The organism is Kitasatospora sp. NPDC017646 (genome assembly GCF_044329365.1).
Lineage (GTDB): Bacteria > Actinomycetota > Actinomycetes > Streptomycetales > Streptomycetaceae > Kitasatospora.
In genome coordinates this window covers 170,085-197,007 of record NZ_JBIRJC010000014.1, presented here as the reverse complement: position 1 = coordinate 197,007, position 26,923 = coordinate 170,085, and the positions used below count along the sequence as shown (strand labels likewise).

The 26,923-nt window shown below is 72.7% G+C and carries 16 protein-coding genes; 10 read left to right on the top strand and 6 right to left on the bottom strand.

Features of this window, described 5'->3' with window-relative positions; translation table 11 throughout:
* The first annotated feature begins 210 nt into the window (after positions 1-210).
* Positions 211-2,385, top strand: a complete 2,175-nt coding sequence (gene glgX / locus ACH4J0_RS22990) for a glycogen debranching protein GlgX (protein ID WP_396242374.1) — start codon at positions 211-213, stop codon at positions 2,383-2,385.
* Here glgX and ACH4J0_RS22985 read toward each other — a convergent pair.
* Positions 2,313-2,588 carry a hypothetical protein gene (locus ACH4J0_RS22985; RefSeq protein WP_396242373.1) on the bottom strand — a complete coding sequence of 92 codons (276 nt, stop codon included), beginning with the start codon at positions 2,586-2,588 and terminating at the stop codon, positions 2,313-2,315. The two genes, glgX and ACH4J0_RS22985, sit on opposite strands and share 73 nt — an antisense overlap.
* A 95-nt stretch (positions 2,589-2,683) precedes the next feature.
* On the opposite strand from ACH4J0_RS22985, the gene ACH4J0_RS22980 reads away from it, so the two are divergent.
* Complete coding sequence (locus tag ACH4J0_RS22980; RefSeq protein ID WP_396242372.1) at positions 2,684-4,519, top strand: ABC transporter ATP-binding protein; 1,836 nt, start codon at positions 2,684-2,686, stop codon at positions 4,517-4,519.
* Entirely contained in the window at positions 4,516-6,354 is a 1,839-nt protein-coding gene (locus tag ACH4J0_RS22975) for an ABC transporter ATP-binding protein (protein WP_396242371.1), read from the top strand. The genes ACH4J0_RS22980 and ACH4J0_RS22975 overlap by 4 nt, the downstream gene beginning before the upstream one ends.
* A gap of 99 nt (positions 6,355-6,453) precedes the next feature.
* Here the strand turns inward: ACH4J0_RS22975 and ACH4J0_RS22970 are convergent, their stop codons facing one another.
* Positions 6,454-6,702: a hypothetical protein gene (locus ACH4J0_RS22970; protein WP_396242370.1), complete on the bottom strand. Its 249-nt coding sequence runs from the start codon at positions 6,700-6,702 to the stop codon at positions 6,454-6,456.
* Positions 6,703-6,907: 205 nt separating this feature from the next.
* Positions 6,908-9,574: an alpha-glucan family phosphorylase gene (gene glgP / locus ACH4J0_RS22965; RefSeq protein ID WP_396242369.1), complete on the bottom strand. Its 2,667-nt coding sequence runs from the start codon at positions 9,572-9,574 to the stop codon at positions 6,908-6,910.
* A 1,099-nt stretch (positions 9,575-10,673) separates the two neighbouring features.
* Here glgP and ACH4J0_RS22960 point away from each other — a divergent pair.
* The 7 genes from ACH4J0_RS22960 to pyk all read left to right on the top strand — a co-directional run bounded on the left by ACH4J0_RS22960 (position 10,674) and on the right by pyk (position 23,831).
* Positions 10,674-12,629, top strand: coding sequence for an alpha-1,4-glucan--maltose-1-phosphate maltosyltransferase (locus ACH4J0_RS22960; RefSeq protein ID WP_396242384.1), 1,956 nt, complete (start codon positions 10,674-10,676; stop codon positions 12,627-12,629).
* Positions 12,626-14,350 (top strand): maltose alpha-D-glucosyltransferase, encoded by a 1,725-nt coding sequence (gene treS / locus ACH4J0_RS22955; RefSeq protein ID WP_396242368.1) that lies wholly within the window; start codon positions 12,626-12,628, stop codon positions 14,348-14,350. The genes ACH4J0_RS22960 and treS overlap by 4 nt, the downstream gene beginning before the upstream one ends.
* A gap of 248 nt (positions 14,351-14,598) precedes the next feature.
* The gene (locus ACH4J0_RS22950; protein WP_396242367.1) at positions 14,599-16,089 is read left to right on the top strand and encodes a maltokinase; all 1,491 of its coding nucleotides are present in this window, start codon (positions 14,599-14,601) and stop codon (positions 16,087-16,089) included.
* Positions 16,090-16,171: 82 nt separating this feature from the next.
* Positions 16,172-18,586: a 1,4-alpha-glucan branching protein GlgB gene (glgB, locus tag ACH4J0_RS22945; protein ID WP_396242366.1), complete on the top strand. Its 2,415-nt coding sequence runs from the start codon at positions 16,172-16,174 to the stop codon at positions 18,584-18,586.
* Positions 18,587-18,852: 266 nt separating this feature from the next.
* Complete coding sequence (gene pta, locus ACH4J0_RS22940; protein WP_396242365.1) at positions 18,853-21,012, top strand: phosphate acetyltransferase; 2,160 nt, start codon at positions 18,853-18,855, stop codon at positions 21,010-21,012.
* A gap of 73 nt (positions 21,013-21,085) precedes the next feature.
* Positions 21,086-22,309: an acetate kinase gene (locus ACH4J0_RS22935; protein WP_396242364.1), complete on the top strand. Its 1,224-nt coding sequence runs from the start codon at positions 21,086-21,088 to the stop codon at positions 22,307-22,309.
* Positions 22,310-22,403: 94 nt separating this feature from the next.
* A complete protein-coding gene (gene pyk / locus ACH4J0_RS22930; protein ID WP_396242363.1) occupies positions 22,404-23,831 on the top strand; it encodes a pyruvate kinase in 1,428 nt (475 codons plus the stop codon).
* 71 nt (positions 23,832-23,902) lie between these two features.
* On the opposite strand, the gene ACH4J0_RS22925 is transcribed toward pyk, so the two are convergent.
* The 3 genes from ACH4J0_RS22925 to ACH4J0_RS22915 form a co-directional block, all read right to left on the bottom strand.
* A complete protein-coding gene (locus tag ACH4J0_RS22925) occupies positions 23,903-25,336 on the bottom strand; it encodes a hypothetical protein (RefSeq protein WP_396242362.1) in 1,434 nt (477 codons plus the stop codon).
* Complete coding sequence (locus ACH4J0_RS22920; protein ID WP_396242361.1) at positions 25,333-25,998, bottom strand: DUF6114 domain-containing protein; 666 nt, start codon at positions 25,996-25,998, stop codon at positions 25,333-25,335. Before ACH4J0_RS22920 ends, ACH4J0_RS22925 begins: the two co-directional genes overlap by 4 nt.
* A 136-nt stretch (positions 25,999-26,134) precedes the next feature.
* Entirely contained in the window at positions 26,135-26,806 is a 672-nt protein-coding gene (locus ACH4J0_RS22915; RefSeq protein WP_396242360.1) for a DUF6230 family protein, read from the bottom strand.
* Positions 26,807-26,923 lie beyond the last annotated feature (117 nt).

Genomic DNA, 26,923 nt, shown 5'->3' with positions numbered 1-26,923 from the left:
ACCCCCCCCCCCCCCCCCCCCCCCCCCCCCCCCCCCCCCCCCCCCCCCCGGCCACCCACCCTCCCGAAAGCCCACCCCCCACCGCAGAACCCCCCACAGCCCCCCACCCCGCCATCCGCCGGTAAGCCCCCGTTCAGCCGCTTCCTCCCCCCGCAAACCGGGAAAGAGAAGGTGAACGGATACCGGGACACCCCCGTCCAGGGAGGAACCATGGCGTCAGGGCAGGAGCTGGAAGCCGGGGTACGGCCAGGCAGCTGGCAACCGCTCGGCGCCCGCTTCCGGACGGACCACCTCGGCGGCCCGGGCACCAACTTCGCCCTCTGGGCGGCCGGCGCCGAGGCCGTCGACCTCTGCCTGTTCGACGAGGACGGCCGGGAGAGCCGCCACCGCCTCACCGAGCAGGACTTCCAGATCTGGCACGGCTTCCTGCCCGGTGTACGCCCCGGCACCCGCTACGGCTTCCGGGTGCACGGCCGTTGGGACCCGTGGACGGGCGCCCGCTGGAATCCCGCGAAGCTGCTGCTCGACCCGTACGCCCGCGCCGTCGACGGCTGTTACACCTCCCACGACGCCGCCTGCGCGGCCGTCCGCAACTGGCCGGAGGCCGACGTCGCCGACACCGTCCGGGACAACCGCGACTCCGCTCCCTACGTCCCCAGATCGGTGGTCGTCCACGACGACGACGACTGGTACGACGACCACCGCCCGAAGACCCCCTGGTCCGAGACGGTGCTCTACGAGCTCCACGTACGCGGCTTCACCATGCGCCACCCGGACGTCCCGCCACACCTGCGCGGCACCTACGCCGGCCTGGCCCATCCCGCCGCGATCGCCCACCTCAGCCGCCTCGGAGTGACCGCCGTCGAGCTGCTGCCGGTGCACCAGTTCGCCGACGAGGACCACCTGCAGGCCCGCGGCCTGGTCAACTACTGGGGCTACAACACGGTCGGCTACTTCGCCCCGCACGCCGGCTACTCCGCGTCGGGCTCGCGCGGCGGCCAGGTCGGCGAGTTCAAGCGGATGGTCCGCGCCCTGCACGCCGCCGGGATCGAGGTGATCCTCGACGTGGTGTTCAACCACACCGCCGAGGGCGCCGAGCTCGGCCCGACGCTGTCGCTGCGCGGCATCGACAACGCCGCCTACTACCGCCTGGCCCCGCACCGCCCCCGCGGCTACGCCGACTACACCGGCTGCGGCAACACCCTGGACACCCGCCGCCCGCAGGTGGTCCGGCTGATCACCGACTCGCTGCGCTACTGGGTGACCGAGATGGGCGTGGACGGCTTCCGCTTCGACCTGGCAACGGCCCTGGCCCGGGCCACGGACGGGGTCGACATGGACCACCCCTTCCTCGCCGCCGTCTCCCAGGACCCCTTGCTCAGCCGGGTGAAGCTGATCGCCGAGCCCTGGGACGTCGGCCCGGGCGGCTACCAGGTCGGCGGCTTCCCCCCGCTGTGGGCCGAGTGGAACGACAGGTACCGCGACACCGTACGGGACTTCTGGCGCGGCGCCCGCCCGGACGTGCGCGAGCTGGGCTACCGGCTGTCCGGCTCCTCCGACCTCTACCAGCGCGGCGGCCGCCGCCCGTACGCGTCCGTCAACTACGTGACGGCGCACGACGGTTTCACCCTGCGCGACCTGGTCTCCTACGACCGCAAGCACAACGAGGCCAACGGCGAGGCCAACCGGGACGGCACCGACGACAACCGCTCGTGGAACCACGGCGCCGAGGGCGAGACCACCGACCCGGAGGTCAACGCCCTGCGGCTGCGCCAACTGCGCAACCTGATGGCCACCCTGCTGCTCTCCGCGGGCGTGCCGATGATCACCGCCGGGGACGAGCTGGGCCGCACCCAGGGCGGCAACAACAACGCCTACTGCCAGGACGGCGAGCTCAGCTGGCTGGACTGGTCACTGCTGGAGCGGCCCGAATGGCGGGACCTGTGCGAGCTGACCGCCCGGCTGGTGCGGCTGCGCCGAGCCCACCCGGTGCTGCGCCGACGGGCGTTCTTCTCCGGCCGGGCCGTCACCCCCGGCGGCCGGCCGGACCTCGCCTGGTTCACCCCCCTCGGCAAGGAGATGACCGAGGCGGACTGGTTCGGCCCCACGGCCTGCCTGGGCATGCTGCTGTCCGGCACCGCGATGACCGAACTGGACTGCGCCGGGCGACCGTTGGACGACGACGGCTTCCTGCTGCTGCTCAACGCGGGCCACGAGCCGACGGTGTTCACCCTGCCCGGCGAGCCGTGGGCGGAGCCGGAAGCCGCGTACGAGACGGTGCTGGACACGGCGGCCGCGGGCACGGCCGAGCCCTACCCACGGGGCGCGGTGGCGCTGGGCGGGCGCTCGCTGCAACTGCTGCGCTTGCCGGCCCGGCAGGCGTGATCAGCCGCGGTGAGCCCGATCTCGACGTTCTCCAGGCCGCCGATCGCGTCCCCTTGTTGCGGCTGAAAACCGTCGGTCTGCGCCTGGGCGGCGCCGGTGGCGAAGCCCAGCAGCTGCTCGCGCAGCGCCTCGGAGCCGTCGACCAGCTCCTGGAACCGCGAGGCGCTCAGCGACACCGCGACGTCGGCGGTGGCCGCCTTCACGGTGCCCGTACGGGTGGCCGGTTCTCGTCGCGCGCCACCGACAGGGGCGAAAAACCGGATGAGAAGTGACGGACTCTCTGCCTACCCTCACCGCGATGGCCGAGAACCGACAAGACGCACAGAACCCGCCGACCGACCGGAGCACCGGGCGCCGCCGCTCCACGGTCCGCTCGCTGCTGCGCCTGTGGCCCTACGCCCGGGCGGTGCGCGGCCGGCTGGCCGTCTCGGTGACGGCCGCCTCGCTCGCCATGCTGAGCACCCTCGCCGTCCCGGTGGTGCTCGGCCGGATCGTCGACGGCCCGCTCGCCCGGCACGACCTCGACGCCCTCTGGCCGCCGGTCGGCCTGCTGCTGGTCCTCGGGCTGGTCGAGGCCGCCCTGTTCTACACCCGCCGGGTGGTCCTCTCCCGCCCGCTGGGCCGGCTGGAGGCGGCCATGCGCGCCGACCTCTACGCCAAGCTCCAGCGGCTGCCGGTCTCCTTCCACGACCGCTGGGGCTCCGGCCAGATGCTCTCCCGGGCCACCACCGACATGAACGCCATGCGGCTCTTCCTGGCCTTCCCGCTGGTGTTCCTGATCGTCAACTCGGTGACGTTCCTGGCCGGCATCGTGCTGATGCTCACCCAGGAGTGGCGCCTCGCCCTGATCGTCCTGCTGCCCTGCGCGCCGCTGCTGGTGCTCACCCGGCGCTTCGAGTCCGGCTACTCGGTCACCGCCCGGCTCGCCCAGGACCAGAACGGCGACCTCGCCACCGTGGTCGAGGAGTCCGTCCTCGGCATCCGCATCCTCAAGGCCTTCGGCCGGCACCGCAGCATGGCCGAGCACTTCCGCGAACAGTCCCACCGGCTGCGCCGCACCGAACTGCACAAGGCCCGCCAGCTCGCCAATCTGTGGGCGGTCATCGTCGGCCTGCCGGAGATCGCCCTCGGCTGCGCCCTGGCCGTCGGCGCCTACCTGGTCGCCCACGACGAGCTGAGCGCCGGCACCCTGGTCGCCTTCCTCTCCACCGCGCTCGCCCTGCGCTGGCCGGTCGAGTCGCTCGGCTGGCTGCTCGCCTACGCCAACGAGGCCGCCACCGCCACCGACCGCTTCTTCGAGGTCATGGACGAGCCCGAGCCCGAGGACCCGGGCAGCGCCCACGCGCTCGGCGCCCCGGACGGCATCCGCTTCAGCGGCGTCCGCTTCCGCTACCCCGACGCCCCCGACGGCACCCCCGACGTGCTGGCCGGCATCGACCTGCACGTGCGCAGCGGCGAGACGATGGCCCTGGTCGGCGCCACCGGCAGCGGCAAGACCACGCTCACCGCACTGCTCCCCCGGCTGTACGAGGCCACCGGCGGCCGGATCACCCTGGACGGCCGGGACATCGCCGAGCTGCCCCGGGAGCGGCTGCGCGAACTCGTCGCGGTCGCCTTCGAGGAGCCCACCCTGTTCTCCGCCACCGTCCGGGAGAACGTCCTGATGGGCGCCCCCGGCGCGGACGACCGGCAGCTGGCCTCCGCCCTCGCCACCGCGCAGGCCGGCTTCGTCGAGAAGCTCCCGGCCGGGGTGGAGACGGAGGTCGGCGAGCAGGGCCTGAGCCTGTCCGGCGGCCAGCGTCAGCGCCTCGCCCTGGCCCGGGCGGTGGTCGGCGACCCGCCCTTCCTGGTGCTGGACGACCCGCTCTCCGCCCTGGACGTGCACACCGAGGCGCTGGTCGAACGGGCGCTGCGCGAGGTGCTCGGCTCCACCACCGCCCTGGTGGTCGCCCACCGCCCCAGCACCGTGCTGCTCGCCGACCGGGTCGCGGTGCTCAGGGACGGCCGGATCGAGGCCGTCGGCACCCACCAGGAGCTGCTGCGGGACTGCCCGCACTACCGCGAACTGATGTCGGGCGAGGCCGCCCTCGTGCCCGAGGGCCCCTTCGTCCGCGAGGAGGGGCCCGCCCGATGACCACCACCGCCGAGCCCACCGAGGCCGGTCCCGTCGAGGAGGAGCTGCCCCCGCCGCCTGCCGACGAGGAGGACATCCCCGTCCCGCCCGGCGCGCCCCGGGCACTGCTGCGCTCGCTGCTCGGCCCGCACCGGGCCCGGATCGCCGTGGCGATGGTGGTGATCCTGGTCCAGCAGGCCGCCCTGCAGTCCGGCCCGCTGCTGGTCGCGGTGGCGATGGACCGCGGCATCCCAGCGCTGCGGGCGCACGACTCGGGCCCGCTGGTCGCGGTGGTCGCCGGGTACCTGTTCTGCGCGCTGCTCAGCCCGGTGCTGCAGTGGGCGTTCATCAGGATCAGCGCCCGGGTGAACCAGGACGTCCTGCTGGAGCTGCGCGGCCGGATCTTCCGGCACGCCCAGCGGCTCAGCCTGGACTTCCACGAGCGCTACACCTCGGGCCGGATCATCTCCCGGGCCACCAGCGACATCGACGCGCTGCGCGAACTGCTCTCCGAGGGGTTGCAGGAGCTGCTGACCGTCTTCCTGTCGGTCTGCTACATCTCGGTGCTGCTGGTGGTGCTGGACTGGCGGCTGGGCCTGGCCTCGCTGGTGTGCTTCCTGCCGCTGGCGCTGGTCGCCCGCTCCTTCCGCACCCGCTCCCGCCGGGTCTACCGCCGCTCGCGGACGGCCGCCGCCTCGATGATCGTGCGCTTCACCGAGACCATGAACGGCATCCGCCCGGTGCAGGCCTTCCGCCGCGAGAGGGCCAATGACGCCGCCTTCGCCGTGGTCAACCGGCAGTCCTCCACGGCCAACGCGGAGGGTTTCCTGGAGCTCGCCCGGTACGTCGGCCTCTCCCGCGCCACGGCCAACGTCTGGACCACCGGCATCGTGCTGCTGGGCGCCTACCTGGTCACCGAGGACTCCCTGGAGCTGGGCGTCCTGACCGCCTTCGTGCTCTACCTGCGCCGTCTGTTCGACCCGATCGACCAGCTGGCGATGTTCCTGAACAGCTACCAGGCCGCCGCCGCGGCGCTGGAGAAGATCGCCGGCCTGCTCGCCCACGAGCCGACCGTCGCCGAACCGGCCGAGCCGGCCGAACTGCCCCAGGCCGTCGGCAAGGGCCGTCAGGTCTCCTTCGAGGGCACCCGCTTCGCCTACCGCACCGGCAAGGAGGTGCTGCCGCCCTTCGACCTCCTGATCCCGGCCGGTCAGACGGTCGCGGTGGTCGGGGCGACCGGCGCGGGCAAGTCGACGCTCGCCAAGCTGCTGGCCCGCTTCTACGACCCGACCGACGGCCGGATCCGGCTGGACGGCGTGGACCTGCGCGATCTCGCCACCCCGGACCTGCGGCGCGGGGTGGTGATGGTGACCCAGGAGTCCTTCCTGTTCTCCGGCACCGTCGCCGAGAACATCGCGATCGGCCGCCCCGGCGCCACCCGCGCCGAGGTCGAGCAGGCCGCCCGCGACATCGGCGCGTACGAGTTCATCGCCGCACTCCCGGACGGCTTCGACACCGACGTGCGCAAGCGCGGCGGCCGGATCTCCGCCGGGCAGCGCCAGTTGGTCGCCTTCGCCCGCGCCCTGCTGGCCGACCCGGCCGTGCTGATCCTGGACGAGGCGACCAGCTCCCTGGACGTGCCCGGCGAGCAGGCGGTGCAGCGGGCGATGCGCACGGTGCTGGCCGGCCGCACGGCGGTGATCATCGCGCACCGGCTCTCCACCGTGGAGATCGCCGACCGGGTCCTGGTGATGGATCAGGGCCGCATCGTCGAGGACGGCCCGCCGCAGCGGCTGATCGACGGCTCCGGGCGTTTCGCCACCCTGCATCGTGCCTGGCGGGACAGCCTGGTGTAGAACAACCCCTCAGTGGTGCCCGTCCAGGAAGCCCCACAGTTGTGCCCGTCCGGGTGCGCCGTCACGCACCCGGGCGGGCATCCCCTTCTCCGGGGCCGGTCAGTCCACCGTCACCACGAAGTCGGTGTGCGAGTCGGGCGAGGGGTGGTCCTCCTGCCCGGCCACGTCCAGCGTCCCGCCCGGCAGCACCTGCCCGGCGGCGGTCGAGGGGTCGATCACCACGGCCGGCTCGATGAGGACCGCGTCGTGGAAGCGCGGCCCCTCGTCGTAGTGACAGGTCAGGGTGCGCGGCGAGGTGGCGGTGCAACCGTATGGCGGCGTTCCGGTCAGCGTGGTCCGCTCGGGCACGGTGATCCGCGGTCGCCGGTGCGGCGGGGGCGGCGCCGGCGGCCTGGGCCGGCCACGCCACGAGTAGCACGGCAAGCGCGGCCAGGGCGACCGAGCGGACGGTTCGCGTCATGAGCATCACGCTCCACCCGTCCGACACGCGGGGCAAGCGGATGACTGCCGTCCGTGGCAACCCGGACGGCGGTCATCCGCTCCACGGGCTGGCTCAGCGCAGCAGCCCCGCGTCCATCCCCGCCGACTCCGCGGGGAGCGCGACCAGCCCCAGTTCGGCCGGCGAGGCCAGCCGGGGGTGTGCGGGCAGGACGCGGACGGTGTAGCCGAACGGGCCGGTGCGGCAGAGCTCCAGCGAGCCCTCGTACCGGGTGCGGCCGTCCAGGTCCGGACCGCCGACCGGCTTGAGGGCGAGCGCCGCGGCGTCCGAGATGCCGTCCGTCTCGTCCACCCGGCCGGAGACCACCTGCACCTCGACGTCGCCGGGCTGCAGCGCGCCCAGCGCGACCTGCACCCGCAGCGCCAGCGAGCTGCCCAGCTCCTGGGCCTCGGCCGGGCAGTCCGCCTCGACGTGCTCGACCCGCACGCCGGGCCAGCCCTCCCGCACCTTCGCCTTCCAGACCGCCAGCTCCCGCGCCCCGCGGTGGCCGCGCACGGCCAGCTCCCGCTGGGCCAGGGCCGCCGGGGTGTACAGCCGTTCGACGTACTCGCGGACCATCCGACCGGCCAGCACCTTGGGCCCGAGGGTGACCAGGGTGTGCCGGACCATGGCGATCCAGCGGTGCGGCAGCCCGTCGCCGCCCCGGTCGTAGAACCGGCCGGCCACCTGTTCCTGGATCAGGTCGTACAGCGCGGCGGCCTCGATGTCGTCGCGCCGCTCGGCCTCGCTGCTCTCCGGGTCGAGCACGCCGTCGCCCTCGTCGGCGGTGGGGATCGCCCAGCCGTTCTGGCCGTCGTACCACTCGTCCCACCAGCCGTCCAGGACGGACAGGTTGAGGCAGCCGTTGAGCGCGGCCTTCATCCCGGAGGTGCCGCAGGCCTCCAGCGGGCGCAGCGGGTTGTTCAGCCAGACGTCGCAGCCCGGATAGAGGTGTCGGGCCATCGCCATGTCGTAGTCCGGCAGGAAGACGATCCGGTGACGCACCGCCGGGTCGTCGGCGAAGGCGACCATCTGCTGGATCAGCCGCTTGCCGCCGTCGTCGGCCGGGTGGGCCTTGCCGGCGACCACGATCTGCACCGGCCGGGTGGGGTGCAGCAGCAGGGCGCGCAGCCGGTCCGGGTCGCGCAGCATCAGGGTGAGCCGCTTGTACGAGGGCACCCGGCGGGCGAAGCCGATGGTGAGCACGTCCGGGTCGAGCACCGAGGAGACCCAGCCGAGCTCGGCCTCGCCGGCCCCGCGCTGGCGCCAGGAGGCGCGCAGCCGGCGGCGGGCCTCGTCCACCAGCTGGGCGCGCAGGCTGCGGCGCAGGTCCCAGATCTCGGTGTTGCCGATCCGTTCCAGGCCGGTCCAGCGCTTGGTGTCGCCGGTGGTCATCGCCTCCTCGGCGCGATCGGCGCCGAGCTCGGCGGCGCCCAGTCGCACCACGGCCGGGTCGATCCAGGTGGCGGCGTGCACCCCGTTGGTGACCGAGGTGATCGGCACCTCGGCGGGGTCGAAGCCGGGCCAGAGGCCGTTGAACATCGAGCGGCTGACCTCGCCGTGCAGGGTGGACACCCCGTTGGCGCGCTGAGCCAGCCGCAGGCCCATCGCGGCCATGTTGAAGAGCTTCGGGTCCCCGCCGCGCCACGTCTCGGCGCCGAGCGCGAGCACCGACTCGACCGGGACGCCGGGCAGCGCGGCGTCGCCGCCGAAGTGGCGGGCGACCAGCTCCCGGTCGAAGCGGTCGATGCCCGCCGGGACGGGGGTGTGGGTGGTGAACAGGGTGCCGGCCCGGACGGACTCCAGGGCGGCGGCGAAGTCCAGCCCGGCGGCCTGGTCGGCGACAAGTTCGCGGATCCGCTCGACGCCGAGGAAGCCGGCGTGGCCCTCGTTGGTGTGGAAGACCTCGGGGGCCGGGTGCCCGGTGAGCCGGCCGTAGGCGCGCACGGCCCGGACACCACCGATGCCGAGCAGCATCTCCTGGAGCAGCCGGTGCTCGCTGCCACCGCCGTAGAGCCGGTCCGTGACGTCGCGTTCGGCGGGCGAGTTGGCCTCGATGTCGGAGTCGAGCAGCAGCAGCGGGACCCGCCCGACCTGGGCCTTCCAGATGTGCGCGGCCAGGGTGCGGCCGCCGGGCAGGGCGAGGTCGACCCGGCTCGGGGTGCCGTCGGCCTCCCGCAGCAGGCTGACGGCCAGTTCGTCCGGGTCCAGCAGGGGGTAGCGCTCCTGCTGCCAGCCGACCCGGTCGAGGGACTGCCGGAAGTAGCCGTGCCGGTAGAACAGGCCCACGCCGATGACCGGGACGCCGAGGTCGCTGGCGGCCTTGAGGTGGTCGCCGGCCAGGATGCCGAGGCCGCCGGAGTACTGGGGAAGCGCGGCGGCGATGCCGTACTCGGGCGAGAAGTAGGCGATGGCGGCGGGCGGCGGGGTGGCGCCGTCCTCCTGCTGGGCCTGGTACCAGCGCGGGCCGGTGAGGTACTCGCGCAGGTCGTCGGCGAGGTCGCCGAGTCTGCGCAGGAACCGCCGGTCGGCGGCGAGTGCGGCGAGCCGGGCGGCCGGGACCTCCCCGAGCAGCCGCACCGGGTCCTCGCCGGTCGCGGCCCAGACCTCCGGGTCCACGGACCGGAAGAGGTCCCTGGTCTCGGGGTGCCAGGACCAGCGCAGGTTGAGGGCCAGCTCGTGCAACGGCTGGAGTTGTTCGGGCAGGACGGTGCGGACGGTGAATCTGCGGATTGCCTTCACAGGCGTGAAGCGTAGCCTCGACGATCGTCCTGAGAACGGGTCAAGCGGGCCATTGGGCATCCGTTCGGCCTATTGATGAGATCGCATTCGGCGCATTGGTCTGCACGGGGGGCGCGCGAGGCGCACATTCCGGGGCGCCGCGCTACCAATGCGTGAACTCCATGGAACAGATCCATTTCCGGCTGCTCGCCCACTCCGGACAAAGCCCGAAACTACTGTCGTACCGCTGCGAAAACCGTGTCGCCGGTGCGAGGATGACCGAAGGTCGTTGATGCTTCGGGGACAACGACGACGGGTGGCGTCCTCCGTGAAGCAGCACGTCCGAATCCTTTTCGCGTTGACCGTTTCCCATCTTCCTTGACCCGTTCGGCGCTCACCGCGCACCGACGCGTGTCCTCGCACGGGGTCGGCTCGTTCACGGGTCGACCGGGCCGCCCAGGGGCGTGCCCCCGGGAGGCGTGCGCCGGGACGCGCACGGGTTCCGGGGCGTCCCGCCACCGGTTCGGCGGGCGCCGGGCAGGTTGCCGGGGACGGCGGCGCGGGCAGGCTTCCGGTCGCACGTCCACCCCACCCAGCAGTCCTCCCGGTACTCCCCTGGCCCGGCCCCCGGCCCGCGGGAGCTGCCGCTGATCTCGGGCAGGAGTTTGGCATGCACGGCGACACGCGGGACCAGTCCACACCAGTGGCCGACACCGTAGACGCAGCGGTCGCGGAATCCGCCGGGCGGATGGATTCTGACACTCGGACAGACCCGGCGATGCCGTCGCCCCGGGTGTCCGGAGCGGTCCGTACCGAATCCTCCGAACCCCAGGCCTCCACCGCACAGGCCCCCGCGGCACCGCCCGCCACAGCTCAGCCCGCCGCAGCGGCCCGACAACCCGGGGCCGAGGAGGGCCGGACGGCGACGCCGCGCCGGCGCACCACCACCACGCGCCGCACCACCGCGACGGCCGCCACCGGCCAGGCCGCCGACCCCGTGGCGGCCACGGCCGACGCCGAGCCGCCCGCCCGCAAGCGCGCCGCGAGCAGGAACGCCGCCGGCGCCGGCAGGAGCACCACCGCCAAGCCCTCCGCCCGCAAGACGACAGAGAGCGACACCGTGATCGGCCGCATCCCCGTCCTGGACGTCAGCCCCCAGATCGACGCCGGCCGCCGCCCGGCCAAGGCCGTCGTCGGCGAGACCTTCCTGGTCACCGCGACCGTCTTCCGCGAGGGCCACGACGCCGTCAACGCCAACGTCGTGCTGCGCGACCCGCGCGGCCGCAGCGGCCCGTGGACGCCGATGCGCGAGCTCGCCGAGGGCACCGACCGCTGGGGCGCGCACATCACCCCCACCGCACCCGGCCGCTGGTCGTACCTGGTGGAGGCGTGGAGCGACCCGGTCGCGACCTGGCGCAGGACGGCGGCGGTCAAGCTGCCGGCCGGGACCGACACCGCGCTGGTCCTGGAGGAGGGCGCCCGGCTGCTGGAGCAGGCCGCCGCCGGGGTACCGAAGAAGGAGGGCCGCGCGCACGTGCTGGCCGCCGCGGACGCGCTGCGCGACCCGGGGCTGCCGCCGCTGTCCCGGCTGGCCGCCGCGCTCGCCCCCGAGGTGCTGGAGCTGCTGGCCCGCTACCCCCTGCGCGAGCTGCTCAGCGCCTCGCGCCCGCTGCCGCTCCAGGTGGACCGCGAGCGAGCGCTGTTCGGCTCCTGGTACGAGTTCTTCCCCCGGTCGGAGGGGGCGGTGGTGGACCCGAACGGGGTCGAGCCGCCGCGTTCGGGCACCCTGCGCACGGCCGCCGAGCGGCTGCCGGCGATCGCCGCGATGGACTTCGACGTGGTCTACCTGCCGCCGGTCCACCCGATCGGACGAGCCTTCCGCAAGGGTCCGGACAACACCCTGACGGCCGGTCCGCACGACGTCGGCTCACCCTGGGCGATCGGCTCGCCCGAGGGCGGCCACGACGCGGTCCACCCGGACCTCGGCACCATCGAGGACTTCGACCACTTCGTCGCCGAGGCCAGGGCTCTGCAGCTGGAGGTGGCGCTGGACTTCGCCCTCCAGTGCTCCCCGGACCACCCGTGGGTGAACAAGCATCCGGAATGGTTCAGCCACCGCGCCGACGGGACCATCGCGTACGCCGAGAACCCGCCGAAGAAGTACCAGGACATCTATCCGATCAACTTCGACCAGGACATGGATGGAATCGTCAAGGAAACCGTCCGGATCCTCCGGTTCTGGATGTCCCACGGCGTCAGGATCTTCCGGGTCGACAACCCCCACACCAAACCGGTGGTCTTCTGGGAGAAGGTGCTCTCCGACATCGCCCGCACCGACCCCGATGTCGTGTTCCTGGCGGAGGCCTTCACCCGCCCGGCGATGATGCACACGCTCGCGAAGATCGGTTTCCACCAGTCGTACACGTACTTCACCTGGCGCAACACCAAGAACGAGCTCACCGAGTACCTCACCGAACTCACCGGCGACGCGGCCGCCTACATGCGCCCCAACTTCTTCGCCAACACCCCGGACATCCTGCACGCCTTCCTCCAGCGCGGCGGCCGCGCCGCCTTCGCGATCCGCGCGGTGCTCGCCGCCACCCTCTCCCCCAGCTACGGCGTCTACGCCGGCTACGAGCTGTGCGAGAACGAGCCCGCCCAGCCGGGCTCGGAGGAGTACCTGCACTCGGAGAAGTACGAGCTGCGCCCGCGCGACTGGAACCGCACCGACACCCTCGCCCCGCTGCTCACCGTGCTGAACCGGCTGCGCCGGCGCCACCCCGCCCTTCAGCAGCTGCGCGACCTGCGCTTCCACCCCACCGACAACGAGCAGGTGCTCGCCTACTCCAAGACCGCGACCACCCCCGACGGCCTCACCGACCAGGTCATCACCGTGGTCAACCTCGACCCGCACCACGTCCAGGAGGCCACCGTGACGCTCGACGGCGACGGGCCCCACGTGGTGCACGACGAGCTCACCGGCGCCGTCTACACCTGGGGCCGGCACAACTACGTCCGGCTCGATCCCTCAGCCGAGCCGGCTCACCTCCTCACGGTTCGGAGGAACCCCACGTGACAGTGAACGAGCCCGTCCCCGACACCTTCCCGGAGACCTCGAAGAAGAACCTGGACCCCGAGTGGTTCAAACGTGCGGTCTTCTACGAGGTGCTGGTGCGGTCCTTCCAGGACAGCAACGGCGACGGGGTCGGGGACCTCAAGGGGCTCACGGCCAAACTCGACTACCTCCAGTGGCTCGGGGTCGACTGCCTCTGGCTCCCGCCGTTCTTCGCCTCGCCGCTGCGCGACGGCGGGTACGACGTGGCCGACTACAAGTCGGTGCTGCCGGAGTTCGGCGACATCGCCGACTTCATGGAGTTCGTGGACGCCGCGCACGCCCGCGGCATGCGCGTGATCATCGACTTCGTCATGAACCACACCAGCGACCAGCACCCGTGGTTCCAGGCCTCCCGGACGGACCCGGACGGGCCGTACGGCGACTTCTACATGTGGGCCGACGACGACAAGCAGTACCCGGACGCCCGGATCATCTTCGTCGACACCGAGACCTCCAACTGGACGTACGACCCGGTCCGCAAGCAGTACTACTGGCACCGGTTCTTCTCGCACCAGCCGGACCTCAACTACGACAACCCCCGGGTCCAGGACGAGATGATCGCCGGGCTCCGGTTCTGGCTCGACCTCGGCATCGACGGCTTCCGGCTGGACGCGGTGCCCTACCTGTTCGCCCGGGAGGGCACCAACTGCGAGAACCTGCCGGAGACCCACGAGTTCCTCAAGCGGCTCCGCAAGGAGATCGACGCCGACTACCCCGACACCGTGCTGCTCGCCGAGGCCAACCAGTGGCCGGAGGACGTGGTCGACTACTTCGGCGACTTCACCGCGGGCGGCGACGAGTGCCACATGGCGTTCCACTTCCCGGTGATGCCGCGGATCTTCATGGCGGTGCGCCGGGAGTCCCGGTACCCGGTGTCGGAGATCCTCGCCAAGACCCCGCAGATCCCGGGCGGCTGCCAGTGGGGCATCTTCCTGCGCAACCACGACGAGCTGACCCTGGAGATGGTCACCGACGAGGAGCGCGACTACATGTACGCGGAGTACGCCAAGGACCCGCGGATGCGCGCCAACGTGGGCATCCGCCGCCGGCTCGCCCCGCTGCTGGAGAACGACCGCAACCAGATCGAGCTGTTCACCGCCCTGCTGCTCTCCCTGCCCGGCTCGCCGGTCCTCTACTACGGGGACGAGATCGGCATGGGCGACAACATCTGGCTGGGCGACCGGGACGGCGTGCGCACGCCGATGCAGTGGACCCCGGACCGCAACGCGGGTTTCTCCTCCGCCGACCCGGGCAGGCTCAGTCTGCCGCCCATCATGGACCCGGTGTACGGCTTCCAGGTGACCAACGTCGAAGCGCAGCAGAGCAGTTCGAGTTCGCTGCTGCACTGGACGCGTCGCATGATCGAGATCCGCAAGCTCAACCCGGCGTTCGGCCTGGGCACCTACACCGAACTGCCGTCCAGCAACCCCGCCGTGCTGGCCTTCGTGCGCGAGTACGAGGGGGACCTGGTCATGTGCGTGAACAACTTCTCGCGGTTCGCGCAGCCGACCGAGCTGGACCTGCGGCAGTACGGCGGGCGGTACCCGGTCGAGCTGATCGGCGGGGTGCGCTTCCCGTCGATCGGCGAGTGGCCCTACCTGCTCACGCTGGCCGGACACGGCTTCTACTGGTTCCAGCTCCGGCAGCCCCCGCGCCTGAGCGGGACCAGGCGGTCGAAGTAACGATCCGCCGCACCTGCCACCGCGGCCCACCGCACCACCAGACGCTCCGGGGGCGCGAGTTGAACCCCGCGCCCCCGGAGTTCTCTGCACCACCGCGTACGGAGAACAGCCCAACGGCTACCCACACGAAGGCGTGACACCCGAGCCGTGCTCGCGTGCCGCGACCGCCGCGCCGCCGAAATCCGGAAGACTGACGGACCCCGGCCACGACCCGTCGGGCGTCCGCGTGCTTCCGGGGAAAGGGAGTCATGTCCGAAACCTCCCGTTCTCAAGCCCATGTGCAGCACGACGCCCCGGCCGGCTCCGCCGCGCACCCGGGCGCGCGGAGCACCGGGCCCCGGAGAACCGCCCTGGGGGTCAGCGAGCTCGTCCAGGCGGCCCTGCCGCTGATCGCCGAGTGGCTCCCGACCCAGCGCTGGTACGCCGGGAAGGGACGGCCCATCACCGGCCTCGTCCCGGTGGTCGGAACCCCGCTCCAGGTCGGCGACCCGGCCCTGCTGCACCTGCTGCTGCGGGTCGAGCACGCCACCACGGCCGGCCTGCCGCACGGCGACACCTACCAGCTCCTGCTCGGCATCCGTTCCCAGGGCCCCGCGGGCATCGAACCCGGTGCCGTGCTCGGCCGGCTCAGCCAGGGCCCGTACGACGGCGCCGCCCTCTACGACGCGGTCCACGACCCCGAACTCACCGGGCGGCTGCTGGAACACCTCGCCACCGGCGACCGGTTCGGCTCACTGTCCTTCCGCCGCACCCCGGGCTCCGGACTGCCCGCCAACCTTCCCGGCCGCGCCTCCACCGCCGAACAGTCCAACAGCTCGGTCATCTACGGCACCTCGTACATCCTCAAGCTCTTCCGGCGCATCCACCCCGGCACCAACCCCGACCTCGAACTCTCCCTCGCCCTCTCCCGGGCCGGCTCCACCCGCATCCCCCGGGTCGCCGCCTGGTTCGAGAGCCGGATGGAACGCGCCGAGCCCGCCACCCTCGGGCTGCTCCAGCGCTACCTGCCGGACGCCGAGGACGGCTGGGAACTCGCCCTCGACCAGGTCGGCCGGCTCAAGGGCGACCGCTCCCCCGGCAACTTCGCCATCGAGGCGCACCGGCTCGGCCGGGCCACCGCCGAGGTGCACCGGGTGCTCGCCCGCTCGATGCCGGTCGCCCGGCTCGACCGCACCCAGACCGGCCGGCTCGCCACCGCGATGGCCGACCGGCTGGACAGCGCGGTCGCCGCCGTCCCCGGACTGCTGCGCTTCCGGGCCGCCCTGCGCACCGCCTTCCAGCAGCTCGCCGACGCCCACCCGGACGGCCTGCCGGTCCAGCGCATCCACGGCGACCTCCACCTCGGGCAGGCCATGCGCACCCCGCACGGCTGGGTGCTGCTGGACTTCGAGGGCGAGCCCGCCAAGTCCGTCAACGAGCGCCGCGAGCCGCAGCCGGCCCTGCGCGACGTCGCCGCGATGCTGCGCTCGTTCGACTACGCGGCCGCCCACCTGCTGGCCGGCGGCCCCGTCGATCCGGAACTCGCCCACCTCGCCGCCGCCTGGGCCCAACGCAACCGCACCGCCTTCTGCGCCGGCTACACCGCCGGGGGCGGCGCAGACCCGGCGGCCTCGCCGGAGCTGATGCGGGCACTGGAGATCGACAAGGCGGTGTACGAGGTGGTGTACGAGGCCCGGCACCGGCCCAGCTGGCTGCCGATCCCCCTGGCCGCGATCAACCGGCTCGCCCTGTCCGTCTGACCGCCCGCACCGCTGTCCCGCTGTCCCGCTGTCCGCTGTCCCGCAACGAGTTCGCCCATCCCCGCCGCTGGAGGACCACGCCGTGACGCCGCTCGACCCGACCGGCCGCCCCACCCGCCCCGTTCCGGCCACCTCCGTGGCCGGAACCCCCGAACGGGCCGCGGCCCGGGAGGCCGACGAGTCCCGGAGGGCCGACGGACCCCGGAGGGCCGACGGACCCCGGAGGGCCGACGAGCCCCGGGAGGCCGATCTGCCCGGGTCCGACGCCTCTTCGGGCGTTCCGGCGGACACCCCCCTCGGCGCCCTGCGCCTGCCCGAGGCGCCTCTGCCGCCGGCCGAGGTGGACCGGCTGGTGAGCGGGCAGCACCACGACCCGCACTCCCTGCTCGGCGCGCACCCGGTGCACGGCGGTACGGCGATCCGGGTACTGCGCCCGTTCGCCGAGCGGGTGATGGTGGAGACCGACCAGGGCCCGGCCGAACTCACCCACCAGCAGGGCGGGTTGTTCACCGGCCTGTTGGTGGGCCGCGAACTCCCCGACTACACCCTGCTGGTCGCCTACCCCGGCGGCGAACCGCTGCGCCAGCACGACGGCTACCGCACCCCGCCCACCCTCGGCGAACTCGACCTGCACCTGATCTCCGAGGGCAGGCACGAGCAGCTGTGGCAGGCGCTCGGCTCGCACGTGCGCACCGTCGACGGCGTCGCCGGCACCGCCTTCGCGGTCTGGGCGCCGAACGCCGTCGGAGTGCGGCTGATCGGCGACTTCAACCACTGGAACGGCACCGGCCACCCGATGCGCTCGCTCGGCTCCTCCGGCATCTGGGAGCTGTTCGTCCCCGGCCTCGCCGAGGGCACCACCTACAAGTACGAGATCCACACCCGCCAGGGCTGGGTGCTCGACAAGGCCGACCCGCTGGCCCGGGCCGCCCAGTGCCCGCCCGGCACCGCCTCGGTGGTCACCTCCTCCGCGTACCGGTGGCAGGACGGCGAGTGGATGGCCCGCCGGGCCCGCGCCGCGCACCACCGCGCGCCGATGTCGGTGTACGAGCTGCACCTGGCCTCCTGGCGGCCCGACCTCACCAGCTACCGCGCCATCGCCGAGGAACTGCCGCGCTACCTCCAGGAGCTGAACTTCACCCACGTGGAGCTCATGCCCGTCATGGAGCACCCCTTCGGCGGCTCCTGGGGCTACCAGGTCTCCGGGTACTACGCCCCCACCGCCCGGCTCGGCTCCCCGGACGACTTCCGCCACCTGGTGGACACCCTGCACCGGCACGGCATCGGCGTGATCGTGGACTGGGTGCCCGCGCACTTCCCCAAGGACGACTTCGCACTCGCCCGCTTCGACGGCGAGCCGCTGTACGAACCGGCCGACCCACGGCGTGCCGAGCACCCCGACTGGGGGACGCTGGAGTTCGACTACGGCCGCACCGAGGTGCGCAACTTCCTGGTCGCCAACGCCGTCTACTGGTGCGAGGAGTTCCACATCGACGGCCTGCGGGTGGACGCCGTCGCCTCGATGCTCTACCTCGACTACTCCCGCGAGGGCGGCGCCTGGACGCCCAACCAGTACGGCGGCCGGGAGAACCTGGACGCGGCCTCCTTCCTCCAGGAGATGAACGCCACCGTCTACCGGCGCTGCCCCGGCGTGATCACCGTCGCCGAGGAGTCCACCGCCTGGGACGGCGTCACCCGGCCCACCGACGCCGGCGGCCTCGGTTTCGGGCTGAAGTGGAACATGGGCTGGATGCACGACTCGCTGGTCTACATGTCCAAGGAGCCGGTGCACCGCAAGTACCACCACAACGAGATCACCTTCTCGATGGTGTACGCCTACTCCGAGAACTACATCCTGCCGATCTCGCACGACGAGGTGGTCCACGGCAAGCAGTCCCTGGTCTCCAAGATGCCCGGCGACTGGTGGCAGCAGCGCGCCAACCACCGCGCCTACCTGGGCTTCATGTGGTCCCACCCGGGCAAGCAACTGCTTTTCATGGGGCAGGAGTTCGCCCAAGGCGCGGAGTGGCACCACGAACAGGGCCCGCAGTGGTGGGTGCTCGACGAGCAGTGGCCGGCCCACGCGGACCACCTGGGCGTGCGCCGCCTGGTCCGCGACCTCAACCGGACCTACCGCGACACCCCCGCCCTCTGGGAGCTCGACACCACCCCGGACGGCTTCCGCTGGCTCGACGGCGGCGCCGCCGAGGACAACCTGCTCTCCTTCGTCCGCTACGCCGCCGACGGCACCCCGCTGGTCGCCGTCTGCAACTTCTCCCCGGTCGTGCGGCACGGCCACCGGGTCGGCCTGCCCGGCCTGGGCGGCCGCGAGCAGCTCTGGGAGGAACTGCTGAACACCGACGCCGAGGCCTACGGCGGCAGCGGCATCGGCAACTCCCACCCGATCAAGGCCGAACCGGTCGAGTGGAACGGCCAGCCCCGCTCCGCCGAACTCGTCCTGCCCCCGCTCGCCACCCTCTGGCTCCGCCCGGCCTGAGCCCCCGGAGCGCCCGCCCGGTTCCGGGCGGGCGCTCACCCGGGGGCGGTGACCGGGAACCCGAGCTCCTCGGCTCTCCTGCCGAGCTCTCGGTCACGGGTGAACCACAGCACGCGGGTGCGTCAGGGGTGCGCGGTGGCGCACGTCCCCCGGTCCAGGCCGTTGGTCCCTTGCCTCCCGCGTCCCCTTCTGCTCGCGGACGGCCGTACGCAGTGCGAAGGTATGGTCGATATGACCAGCTTCCGAGGCGGGACGGAGACATCCGCGTGGCGCGCAGCGTGTACGTGACCGGGATCGACCGGGGGGACGGCCGGCAGGCGGTCGAGCTCGGGGTCATGGAACTGCTCACCCGCCAGGTGGACCGGGTCGGGGTGTTCCGTCCGCTGGTGCACGCGGCGGCGCCGGGCGAGCCGGGGACGGACCACGTGGTCGAGCTGCTGCGCGGGCGGTACCGGATCGAGCTCCCGGGTTCGGAGCTGTACGGGCTCACCTACGAGGAGGCCGCCGCGCTGCAGGCCGCCCATGGGCAGGACGAACTGGTCTCCGCCCTGGTCGACCGCTTCCGCGCGCTGGAGCGGCGCTGCCAGGCGGTGCTGCTGCTCGGCACCGACTTCGCGGACACCAACATCCCGGACGAGCTGGCCTTCAACGCCCGCCTCGCCAACGAGTTCGGCGCGGCCGTGCTGCCGGTGCTCGGCGGCCAGGGCAAGGAGCCGGAGGCGGTGATCGCGGAGGTGCGCAACGCCCACCGGGCGTTCACCGACCTCGGCTGCGAGACCCTGGCGATGATCGCCAACCGGGTCGCCCCGGGCGCCAAGCAGCGGATCCAGCGCGCGCTGACCGAGAAGCTGCCGATCCCCGCCTACGTCATCCCCGAGGAGCCGGCCCTGGCCGCGCCGACCGTCGCCCAGCTGGTCGAGGCGACCGGCGCCGAGGTGCTGCTCGGCGACGCGGCCGGCCTGGCCCGGGACGTGCGCGGCTTCGTCTTCGGCGGCGCCATGCTGCCCACCTTCCTGGACGCGCTGACCGAGGGCGCCCTGGTCGTCACCCCCGGGGACCGCGCCGACCTGGTGATCGGCTCGCTGGCCGCGCACGCCGCCGGCGCCCCGCCGATCGCCGGCGTACTGCTCACCCTCGGCCAGCACCCCGGCCCGAACGTCATGGCGCTGGCCGCCCGGCTCGCCCCCGGCACCCCGGTCGCGTTCGTCCCCGAGGGCAGCTGGCCCACCGCCGCCACCTTGACCCATCTGGAGGGCAAGCTCACCGCGGCCAGCCCCCGGAAGGCCGAGATCGCCCTCGGCTTGTTCGAACTGCACGTGGACACCGTCGAGTTGACCAACCGGATCGAGGTCGGCCGGTCCGAGCGGGTCACCCCGATGATGTTCGAGCACGAGCTGCTGGAGCGCGCCCGGGCCGGCCGCCGGCACGTGGTGCTGCCCGAGGGCACCGAGGAGCGGGTGCTGCGCGCCGCCGAGGTCCTGCTGCGCCGCAACATCTGCGACCTCACCCTGCTCGGCGAGGTCGACGCGGTGCGCCGCAAGGCCGCCAGCCTGGGCATCGACCTCCCGCAGGTGGGGGCGCCTCCCGGCCTCCGGGCCGGGGGAGAGCCGGGGGCCGACCGCGCCCAGGTCCGGATCGTCGACCCGGCCACCAGCCCGCTGCGCCGCCAGTTCGCCGAACTGTACGCCCGGCTGCGCGCCCACAAGGGCATGACCGTCGAGCTGGCCCTGGACGTGGTCACCGACGTCTCCTACTTCGGCACCCTGATGGTCCAGGAAGGCATCGCGGACGGCATGGTCTCCGGCGCGGTGCACTCCACCGCGGCGACCATCCGGCCCGCCTTCGAGGTGATCAAGACCTCGCCGGGCGCCTCGATCGTCTCCTCCGTCTTCTTCATGTGCCTGGCCGACAGGGTGCTGGTGTACGGCGACTGCGCGGTCAACCCGGACCCGGACGCCCAGCAGCTGGCCGACATCGCGATCCAGTCCGCCGCCACCGCCGCCCAGTTCGGGGTGGAGCCGCGGGTCGCGATGCTCTCCTACTCGACCGGCACCTCGGGATCGGGAGCGGACGTGGACAAGGTCCGCAAGGCCACCGAGCTGGTCCGCGAGCTGCGGCCGGACATCCTGGTCGAGGGCCCCATCCAGTACGACGCGGCCGTGGACCCCCACGTCGCGGCCACCAAGCTGCCGGGCTCGGCGGTGGCCGGGCGGGCGACCGTGCTGATCTTCCCGGACCTCAACACCGGCAACAACACCTACAAGGCCGTCCAGCGCTCGGCCGGCGCGGTCGCGGTCGGCCCGGTGCTCCAGGGGCTGCGCAAGCCCGTCAACGACCTCTCGCGCGGGGCGCTGGTGGAGGACATCGTCAACACCGTCGCGATCACCGCCATCCAGTCCCAGGACCACAAGGAGCCGCAGGCGTGAGCGAGCGCAGCGAGCGAACGATCAACGGGTGCGTGTTCCGCGCAGCGACCGCCGAGCGCGGCGAGGTGGGCGAATGAGTGAGGGGACGCGCGTTCTGGTGCTCAACGCCGGCTCCTCTTCGGTGAAGTACCAGCTGATCGACATGCTGGACGGCGCCCGGCTGGCCTCCGGACTGGTGGAGCGGATCGGCGAGTCCACCGGCCGGTTGGCGCACGACCCGCGCACCGGCGAGCGGCGCGAGCTGCTCCAGGTCTTCCCGGACCACTCCGCCGCGCTGAAGGCCGTCGCCGAGGAGCTGGCCGCCGACGGCCTCGGGCTGGACTCCCCCGAGCTGGCCGTGATCGGCCACCGGGTGGTGCACGGCGGCAAGCGGTTCACCGAGCCGACCGTGATCACCGACGAGGTGCTGAAGGAGATCCGCCGGCTGATCCCGGTCGCGCCGCTGCACAACCCGGCCAACATCACCGGCATCGAGGTGGCCCGCGCGCTGCGGCCCGACCTGCCGCAGGTGGCCGTGTTCGACACCGCCTTCCACACCTCGATGCCCGAGCACTCGGCGCGGTACGCGATCGACAAGGCCGTCGCCGACGAGCACCGGGTGCGCCGCTACGGCTTCCACGGCACCTCGCACCAGTACGTCTCCCGGGCCACCGCCCGGCTACTCGGCAAGGACCCGGCCGAGGTCAACGTGATCGTGCTGCACCTGGGCAACGGGGCTTCCGCCTCGGCGGTCAGCGGCGGCCGCTGCCTGGACACCTCGATGGGCCTCACCCCGCTGGAGGGCCTGGTCATGGGCACTCGTTCGGGTGACATCGACGCCGGCGTGGTCTTCCACCTGCACCGGGTCGGCGGCCTGTCGATCGACGAGATCGACGACCTGCTGAACCGCCGCAGCGGCCTGCGCGGCCTGTGCGGCGAGAACGACATGCGCGAGATCATGCGGCGTGCCGACGAGGGCGACGCCGACGCGGGGCTCGCCTTCGACGCGTACGTCCACCGGCTCCGCAAGTACATCGGCGGCTACTACGCGGTGCTCGGCCGGGTGGACGCGATCGCGTTCACCGCGGGCGTCGGGGAGAACGCGGCGCCGGTGCGCGCGGCGGCCACCGCGGGACTGGAGGACCTGGGCATCGCCGTGGACCCGGAGCTGAACTCGGTGCGCTCCGGCGAGGCCCGGATCATCTCGCCCGCGTACTCCCGGGTGACGGTCGCGGTGGTGCCCACCGACGAGGAGCTGGAGATCGCCCGACAGGCCTTCGCCCTGGTGCACCGGGAGGGCGGACTGTCCGAGGACTGACACGAAAACGTCTCACTCCTCGGAACCCTTCGTCGGCGATTCCTCCCGGTCCGTGCCGAATGCACCTATAACACGAACGGATAGACTGACCGATATGCGCCGAGCGAAAATTGTCTGCACCCTGGGTCCGGCGACGGACTCCTACGAACAGCTGAAGGCCATCGTCGAGGCGGGCATGAACGTCGCCCGACTGAACATGAGCCACGGCAACCACGCGGACCACGAGGAGCGGTACCGGAAGGTCCGCCAGGTCTCGGAGGACACCGGCAAGGCCATCGGCGTCCTTGCCGACCTCCAGGGTCCCAAGATCCGTCTGGCGACCTTCGCCAACGGCCCGGTGACCGTCGACAACGGCGACGAGTTCACCATCACCACCGAGGACGTCCCCGGTGACCAGCACATCTGCGGCACCACCTACAAGGGCCTGCCCGGCGACGTGAAGCCCGGCGACCCGATCCTGATCAACGACGGCGTCATCGCCCTGGAGGTCGTCAGCGTCGACGGCCCGCGGGTGAAGACCGTGGTGGTCGAGGGCGGCGTGCTCTCGAACAACAAGGGCATCAACCTGCCCGGCGCGGCCGTGAACGTGCCGGCCCTGTCCGAGAAGGACAAGGACGACCTGCGCTTCGCGCTTCGCCTGGGCGTCGACATGGTCGCCCTGTCCTTCGTCCGCAACGCGGCCGACATCAAGGACGTCCACGAGGTCATGGACGAGGTCGGCATCCGGGTGCCGGTCATCGCCAAGATCGAGAAGCCGCAGGCCGTCGAGGCCATGGAGGAGATCGTCCTCGCCTTCGACGCCATCATGGTCGCCCGCGGCGACCTGGCCGTCGAGTACCCGCTGGAGCGGGTGCCGCTGGTCCAGAAGCAGCTGATCACCCTGGCCCGCCGCAACGCCAAGCCGGTCATCGTCGCCACCCAGATGATGGAGTCGATGATCCACGCCTCGCGGCCGACCCGCGCCGAGGTCTCCGACGTCGCCAACGCCATCCTGGACGGCACCGACGCGGTGATGCTCTCCGCCGAGTCCAGCGTCGGCAAGTACCCGGTCGAGACCGTCCGCACCATGAGCCGGATCTGCGAGAAGGCCGAGGAGGAGCTCGTCTCCCAGGGTCTGCAGCCGCTGAACCCGGGCCGCAAGCCGCGCACCCAGGGCGGCTCGGTCGCCCGCGCCGCCTGCGAGCTGGGCGACTTCCTGAACGGCAAGGCGCTGATCGCGTTCACCAAGTCCGGTGACACCGCGCGCCGGCTGTCCCGCTACCGCTCGCCGATCCCGGTGATCGCGTTCACCCCGGACGCGGCCACCCGCAACCAGCTCTCGCTGAGCTGGGGCGTCGAGTCGTACGTCACCGAGCAGGTGGCCACCACCGACGCGATGGTCGCGCAGGTCGACCGCGAGCTGCTGCGACTGGGCGAGCTGGGCGAGGGCGACACGGTGATCGTCACCGCCGGTGTGCCGGTCGGCGTCCCCGGCACCACCAACCTGGTGCAGGTGCACCGCCTGGGCAGCCACGGCGAGTAGGTCATCCCGCGAACGCCCGTGGGGCGGCTCCTCCTCGACGGAGGGCCGCCCCACGGGCGTCGTGCGTTCCGCTACTTGTCGCTGTAGGGCGCGTTGTCGTTGAACAGGTGCATCCCCGGGATGTGCAGGGTGCCGCCGAACTGGCCGGCCTGCTTGGCGGTGACGCCGGTCAGCTCCAGGTCCAGCGGGATCGGGACGGAGCCGATCAGGTCGTACAGCCAGCGCGGCAGGGTGTCCGGGGTGAGGGTGATCTCGCCCAGGTCGATCGGGATCGGCAGGCCGAGCAACTTGGACAGGTGGCCGGACAGCCGCTCCACGTACATGGTGACCTGGCCGTTGCGCATGGTCGAGGTCGAACCCGGGGCGCCCTGGACGTGGAAGGTGACGCCGTTGCCCTCCAGGGTCGACATGTCGAGGTTCTCGATGTCCACGCTGTCGACCACGAACTTCAGCACCCGCTTGGTGCCGGTCGGGGTCCTCACGTCGTAGACGCCGTGGAAGGCCGCGCCGTGCAGGCCCAGCCGGCTGCTCTGCAGCGTCCAGTTCTGCTCCGGCACGACCTGCTCGGAGGAGGCCGCACCGGCGGTCAGGCTGCGGGTGTCCACGTCGCAGTTGGGGTTCGCCGTGGGCGAGGCGGACGGGGTCGGGGTGGCCGCCGGGGTCGCCGGGACGTCCGCCGACGGGGTCGCGGACGGGGCCGCCTTGGTGCTCGCCTTCCCGCCGGACGCGGTGGTGCCCGGCGACGGCTGGGCAGCCGAGGACTGCCCGCCCGAGGACTGGACGGGCGGTGCGGCCTGCTGGGCGCCGGCCGCCGGGGCCTGCGGCTGGGCGGGCTGCGCCGGGGTGCCGACCCGCGGGGCCGGGGCGGCCGGGGCTTGGGCGGTGGCACTGGGTGTCGCGCTCGGCGTGGGACTGGCCGAACCGCCAGGGTTCAGCAGGTGGTTGACGCCGCCGACGATGTCGTCGATCAGCCCGGCCCGGCTCGCGGTGGCCGTGCCGTCACCGGTGCCCTGGTACACCGCGCTCACCGCGCCCGAGCCGCCGGTGGCGGCGGAGCGGGCGACGGGCGGGGTGGTGGCCGTGCCGGCGGCCGGCGTCTTCACCGGCGCGGTGGTCGGGGCCGAGGTCGGGGCCTGGGTCGGCGTGGTGGTGGGCACCGAGCTGGGGCCGGTCGAGGGCGCCCCCGTCGCCGCACCCGACGTGCCGGGCGTGCCCGACGGCGCGGGCGGCGGCTCGGGCAGCTCGCTCTTGGGGACGGGCGTCTCGATCGGCGCCACGTCCGGGACGGTGACCGGCGCGTTGCCGCAGGGCTTGCCGGCCGCGGACTCCGCCACCGCCGGGTTGGGCGTGTAGGCCGCGGCCATCAGCAGCGCGGTCGGCACCGCGGCCATCGCCAGGGCGCGGCCTCTGAGTCTGACCCGCACCGGCGTGCGCGGCGCCGCGTGCCGACCGGAGCGCTGCGCGGGGACGACCGTACCCTCTGCTTGCTCGGCCGGCCCGGTCACCGCGCCTCCTCCTGGTCCGCGGCGGCGCGCTGCTTCGGGACGGCGGACTCGGCGGCGCCCTGCTGGGGAGCGGCGGCCTCGGCGGCCGGCTCCTCGGGTGCGCCCTGCGCGGGCAGCTCGGCGGTGGGCGCCTCGACGGCCTCGGCCCCGGCGGGCTCGGCGGCGGTCGGCTCGGTGGCGACGCGCTGCGCGATGGGGTTGTCCGTCCGCTCGGCCCGGCGGGCCCGCCGCCCCTTGGCCGGCGCGGTGGACGGCTCCGGCAGCGGCGCCCAGGAGACCATCAGCCCGCCGCCGATCAGGCCCGGCAGCAGCGCCAGCCCGAAGCCCGCGAGGTTGGAGACCGGGATCGAGACCAGCGTCAGCAGGATGGTCGCGATGCCCGCGAAGACCCGGACGGCCGGCTGGAACCAGGCGGTCAGACCGAGGATGATCATCAGCACCCCGATGATCAGCGACCCGGCGCCGGCCGTGGTGGACATCGCGATGGTCAGCCCGCCGAACGTCAGGTGGGCGTACGGGAAGTAGAGGATCGGGACGCCGGCGATCATGGCCAGCAGTCCACCCCAGAAGGGCCTGGTGCGGCGGAATTCGCGGAAGTGCCGCCACAGCCACCCGATGGGGTTCTGCTGGCGGGGCCGCGTCTCGACCGTTGCGCTGGACATGGTGCAACTCCTCGACGTCGCTACGAGGTTGGAACAAAAAAGGGGGGTGGCCGAGGAACGGCGGTGATCCGCCGCCCCCCGGCCCCAGGTGGACCCGTCACCCGGGCACGCCGATCGGCGTGCCGTCAGACGGGGCTCAGAAGCACTCGTTGCCCGCGCCGTCGCCGCTCTTCAGCGCGAGGCTCAGGCCGTTCAGCTTGAACGTGCCGGCCGAGGTGGCCCGCGCGGTCTGCTGGACGCCGCTCAGGTCGGCGACCTTGGCGGACTGGGCGAAGCCGGTCGCACCGGTCGGCAGACCGGCGCCGCCGCCCGCCTTGGTGACGCCCGCGTGCGGGGCCCAGCCCTGGGTGGCCGTGCCGGAGAGGGTGGAGGCGTCCTGACCGATGTTGATGTCGGTGAAGGTCGCGTCCGCCTTCAGCTGCTCCAGGTCGATCAGCAGGTTCGAGGCCTCGACCGGCTTGGCGGCGTCGGTGCCGGCGTGCAGCTGGAGGGTGATCTTGCCCAGGCCGAACGCGGACAGGTCGGTCACCACCGACTGGCACAGGTTGTTGATGGTGGCCTTGTCGAAGGCCGAGACCGCCACCGGGTGCGGCTTGCCGTTCGCCTCGATGTCCACCGAGCCGAACTGGGCGAAGTTGGTGCCGTGCAGCTGGTCGGTGCTGACCTTGAACTGCTGGCCGGAAATGCTGAACGAGGCGGCGAGCGCGCTGTTGGCGATCGAGACGCCGACCATCGCGGTGGCCGCGACGCTCGGCACCATCACCAGGGCGAAGCGCTTCCAGCGGGTCTTGCCGTAGGTCTTGGACATGCGAGTCCTCCTTCTAGGACGTACATCTCCGGCTCCCCGGCGGCGCGTCCCGCGCCGGTGGGGGCCTGGGATGGGAGAGAGCTACGTCCTCGGTAGCGGAGAGCGCCTTGGGCGTCG

What these genes read in the sequence shown, in the direction of transcription:
- glgX (WP_396242374.1), top strand. Translation starts at nt 211, where the DNA reads ATGGCGTCAGGGCAGGAGCTGGAAGCCGGGGTACGGCCAGGCAGCTGG.
- ACH4J0_RS22980 (WP_396242372.1), top strand. Translation starts at nt 2,684, where the DNA reads ATGGCCGAGAACCGACAAGACGCACAGAACCCGCCGACCGACCGGAGC.
- ACH4J0_RS22975 (WP_396242371.1), top strand. Translation starts at nt 4,516, where the DNA reads ATGACCACCACCGCCGAGCCCACCGAGGCCGGTCCCGTCGAGGAGGAG.
- ACH4J0_RS22950 (WP_396242367.1), top strand. Translation starts at nt 14,599, where the DNA reads ATGTCCGAAACCTCCCGTTCTCAAGCCCATGTGCAGCACGACGCCCCG.
- ACH4J0_RS22935 (WP_396242364.1), top strand. Translation starts at nt 21,086, where the DNA reads ATGAGTGAGGGGACGCGCGTTCTGGTGCTCAACGCCGGCTCCTCTTCG.
- pyk (WP_396242363.1), top strand. Translation starts at nt 22,404, where the DNA reads ATGCGCCGAGCGAAAATTGTCTGCACCCTGGGTCCGGCGACGGACTCC.
- ACH4J0_RS22920 (WP_396242361.1), bottom strand. Translation starts at nt 25,998, where the DNA reads ATGTCCAGCGCAACGGTCGAGACGCGGCCCCGCCAGCAGAACCCCATC.
- ACH4J0_RS22915 (WP_396242360.1), bottom strand. Translation starts at nt 26,806, where the DNA reads ATGTCCAAGACCTACGGCAAGACCCGCTGGAAGCGCTTCGCCCTGGTG.